We start from the raw sequence: 3,932 nt of genomic DNA, 5'->3' as shown, positions 1-3,932 counted from the left end.
AGTAAAAAAAGGTCCACCGCCCCTACGCCGAGCTCCCTGAGGGCCCTGGTGACCGAGCGGCGGGCCCCCAGGGCCGTGGCTGCGTAGGTCTTGGTGGCCACCACCACGTCGTCCCGTCCGATCTCCTTCAGGGCCTGGCGCACGTGGGGGTGAGTGCCGTAGTCGTCTGAGGTGTCCCAGAAGTTGACGCCGACCTCGTACGCTTCGGCGAGGAGTCGCGCACCGGCCCCGACCCGACCCGCCAGGTAGCCGGTGCCGAAGGCCAGGCGTGAGACCTTGAGACCCGTACGGCCCAACTCGACCCGCTCCATCGGCGGCCTTTTCATGCTGACCCTCCTGCCGAGTCTCGATGCGGGAGATTATCACGCCGACGCCATTCGGTGGCCGGCCGGCGACCCTCCGCCTTCGCTGCCGTGACAAAGCGCGGCGGGCACGTCAGCGTCGAGTTCCTCGAGTACCAGCGGCAGCTGGTGCCGTTCCAACTATTCGCGCCTAGGAAGGCACCATGTACGTCGTTCGTGGACAGATTTAGTATCAACAAGTTGGAACGGCACTGGTCGGCCACCTGCGCTGAGGCATTTTCGACCTCATCGCGGCGCCTCCCGACCAGGCTACCCGCGAACGGGCCGCGCCTCGCCCCCCAGATACATGCTCCTGACCTCGGGGTTCTGCAGCAGCTCCTGGCCGGTGCCCTCGAACCGGTTCCGCCCGAGCTCCAGGACATACCCCCGACCGGAAATCTCCAGCGCCCGGGCCGCGTTCTGCTCCACCAGCATCACCGTGAGACCGTCCCGCGCCAGCTCGACGATCTTCTCGAACACATCGTCGACGAAGCGCGGGCTCAGCCCGAGCGACGGCTCGTCGAGCATCATCATCCGCGGCCGCATCATGAGGGCACGCCCCATGGCGAGCATCTGCTGCTCGCCGCCGCTCATCGTCCCGGCCAGCTGCCGCTTCCGCTCGCCGAGCCGGGGGAATAGGGAGAAGACCCACTCCATCGATGCCTTGATCTTCGCTTTGTCACGCTCGAGGTAGGCGCCCATCTCGAGGTTCTCGCGCACGGTCATCGGGCCGAAGACGACGCGCCCCTGGGGAACGTACCCGAGCCCGAGGGCGAGGATGCGGTCCGGGCGCTGGCCGACCAGGGTGTGCCCGTCGAACACGATCCCGCCGCCGAGGTAGGTGATGAATCCCATGATGACCTTGAAGGTGGTCGACTTGCCCGCTCCGTTGGGGCCGATCACCGAGACCACCTCGCCCGCGTTCACGTGGAGCGATACGCCGTAGAGGATCTGGATGGACCCGTAGCCGGCCTCGACGTCGCGGAGTTCGAGGAGCGCGGTCACGTCATCGCCGGCGGCGGCCGAAGTAGGCCTCGATGACCCGCTCGTCACGCTGGATCTCGGCCGGCGGTCCTTCGGCGATCTTCACACCGTAGTCCATCACGAAGATCCGCTCGCAGTGGTTCATGATGACGTTCATGTCGTGCTCCACGATCACGATCGTCTTGCCCCGCTCCTCGAGCCGGTGAATGTGGTCGAGCAGGTGCTGGAGCAGCGTCCGGTTGACGCCGGCCGCCGGCTCGTCGAGCAGGATCAGCTCCGGGTCGGTCATGAGCGCCCGCACGAACTCCAGGAGCTTCTGCTGCCCGTAGGAGAGGCGCCCGCCGTACTCGGCGCGCAGGTGCGTGAGGTTGACGAACGCGATGAGGTCCTCGGCCCGCTCGCGCGCGACCCGGTCGGGCACGTCGAGCCCGGTCACCGAGAGCATGTTCTCGAGCACCGTCATCTCCCGGAAGATGCGCGTGATCTGGAACGTCCGCGTCACGCCCTTGCGGAAGATCTGGTAGGGCTTGAGGCCGGCGAAATTCTCCCCTTTGTAGATCACCTGCCCGCCGTCGGGCTCCATGAGCCCCGTTAATAGATTAAAGGTCGTCGTCTTGCCCGAGCCGTTGGGGCCGATGAGCCCGGAGATCTTCCCCCGGGGAACGGCGAAGCTGCACCCGTCCACGGCCCGGACCCCGCCGAAGGCCTTCCGGAGGTCGCGGGCCTCGAGGACGATCTCGTCCGAACCCCAGCCCATCAGTGAACCATCCCCTTGCGGACCCAGCCCCGGTCGATGGCGAACCCCACGAGCCCGCGCGGCATGAAGCGCGCGACCAGGACGATGAAGAGACCGTACGCGATCAGATGAGCCGTCGGGAAGTTGACCCACGTCAGCTCCTGGGCCGTGTAGAGCAGCGCCGCCCCCACGATCGGGCCGATGACCGTGCCCTTGCCACCCAGCATCGACATGAGTGCCATGGCGATGGTGATCTGGACGAAGAACACCGACGGGGGGTCGATGTAGAGGACCTTGTAGGCCTGGATGCCGCCCGCCACCGCCGGGAACACCGCCGACAGCACGAAGGCCGCCAGCTTGTAGAGCGTGGCGTTGATCCCGAGCGCCTCAGCCGCCACCTCGTCCTCGCGGATGGCGTTGAGGCGGACCCCGAACCGGGAGTGCCCCACCCCGTAGGCGACCACGATCGTCAGCAGCACCAGCACCAGCATCGCGTAGTAGGTCTCGAAGGAGGTCTCGGCGCTGGGCAAGCTGATGCCGAGCCCACCATGGGTGAGGCTGTCCCACACGGTGGCGACCACGCGCGTCCCCTCCGCCGCCCCCAGCATGGCGATGGCGAAGTAGGGGCCTTTGAGGCGCAAGACCGGATAGCCGATCACCACCGCGATGAGCGCGGCCACCACGGCGCCGACGGCGAGCGTGGGGATCCAGTGCCAGCCGTAGTCGGATACCAAAATCGCGCAGGCGTAGGCGCCGATCCCGTAGAACGCCACGTGGCCGAATGATGTGTAGCCGGTGAAGCCGCTGATGATGTTCCAGCTCAGGGCGAGGACGACGTACATCATCGTGAAGAGCACGAATGAGCGGCGGTAGACGGTCAGGGCGTGAGGGAGGATCGCGAGCGCGACCGCGCACACGCCCAGGAGGGCCAGGTTCCGGAGGTGTTCGCCCCGCGTCACGGCGCCGGCTCAGCCTTCCTTCACGCCCATGAGCCCGCCCGGACGGATCAGCAACACGAAGATCATCAAGCCGTAGGCGGCCAGCTCCACCATCGCCGTGCCGTTGGGGACCATGAGCGAGACCAGGTTCTCGAGGACCGCCAGCATGAGTCCCCCGATCAGTGCGCCCACGTAGTGGCCGCGGCCGCCGAGGATGACGATGGCGAACGCCTGGAGGGTGTAGAGGACGCCGGTCTCGGGGTTGAACCCGAACTGAATGGACACGAGCGCCCCGCCCGCCACCGCCAGCGCCGCGGCGAGGCCGGTCGTGACGAGATAGATCCGCCGCACGTTGATCCCGCACACCATGGCCACCTCGGCGTTCAGGGCGGTCGCGCGGACGGCCTTGCCCAGGCGGTTCAGCTTCAAGAACAGGTAGACGGCGGTGGAGATCGCCACCGCCATCACGAAGCTGATCACCCTGTTCTGGCCGACCGCGATGGTGCTCGTGAGCTGGACCGTTCCGGGGGCGTACGGGATCGTCCGGAAGTCCGTGGTGAAGATCAACTCCGCGGTGTAGATCATCGTGAGGCCGAGGCCGAAGGTGATCAGGAGCCCCGTCAGCTCGGGCGCCCCCACGACGGCGTTCAGCAGCAGCTTCTGCACCGCCACGCCGAACAGGAAGGCGACGGGCAGGGTGAGGACCATCGCCAGCAGCGGATCGACGCCCAGGTAGAAGAAGGCGACCCAGGTGAGATAGGCGCCCATCATCACCATCTCGCCGTGGGCGGCGTTGATGATGCGCATCACGCCGAAGATCAGTGTGAGCCCCACCGCGAACATCGCGTAGACGCCGCCCTGCATGATGCCGCCGAGGACGACGGTGGCCAGGTTTCCGAGCCACCGCTCGTCAAGGCGTACGGTGCCGGCCCA

Annotated in this window: 5 protein-coding genes; all 5 read right to left on the bottom strand. The window is 67.0% G+C overall.

What is annotated here, in order from left to right:
- Positions 1-326 (bottom strand): aldo/keto reductase (locus tag VGV13_21585; protein ID HEV8643675.1); only part of this gene is annotated, 326 nt, incomplete at its 3' end.
- A 285-nt stretch (positions 327-611) separates the two neighbouring features.
- Positions 612-1,346, bottom strand: a complete 735-nt coding sequence (locus VGV13_21580) for an ABC transporter ATP-binding protein (protein ID HEV8643674.1) — start codon at positions 1,344-1,346, stop codon at positions 612-614.
- Between the two features lies 1 nt (position 1,347).
- On the bottom strand, positions 1,348-2,082 hold the full coding sequence (locus tag VGV13_21575) for an ABC transporter ATP-binding protein (GenBank protein HEV8643673.1): 735 nt from the start codon (positions 2,080-2,082) through the stop codon (positions 1,348-1,350).
- The gene (locus tag VGV13_21570; GenBank protein ID HEV8643672.1) at positions 2,082-3,020 is read right to left on the bottom strand and encodes a branched-chain amino acid ABC transporter permease; all 939 of its coding nucleotides are present in this window, start codon (positions 3,018-3,020) and stop codon (positions 2,082-2,084) included. The genes VGV13_21575 and VGV13_21570 overlap by 1 nt, the downstream gene beginning before the upstream one ends.
- Before the next feature lie 9 nt (positions 3,021-3,029).
- Positions 3,030-3,932 (bottom strand): branched-chain amino acid ABC transporter permease (locus VGV13_21565; protein HEV8643671.1); only part of this gene is annotated, 903 nt, incomplete at its 5' end.

This window comes from Candidatus Methylomirabilota bacterium (genome assembly GCA_036001065.1).
Lineage (GTDB): Bacteria > Methylomirabilota > Methylomirabilia > Rokubacteriales > CSP1-6 > MNEF01.
Note: the sequence above shows the minus strand (reverse complement) of the source record. Positions and strands in the feature narration are given on the sequence as shown.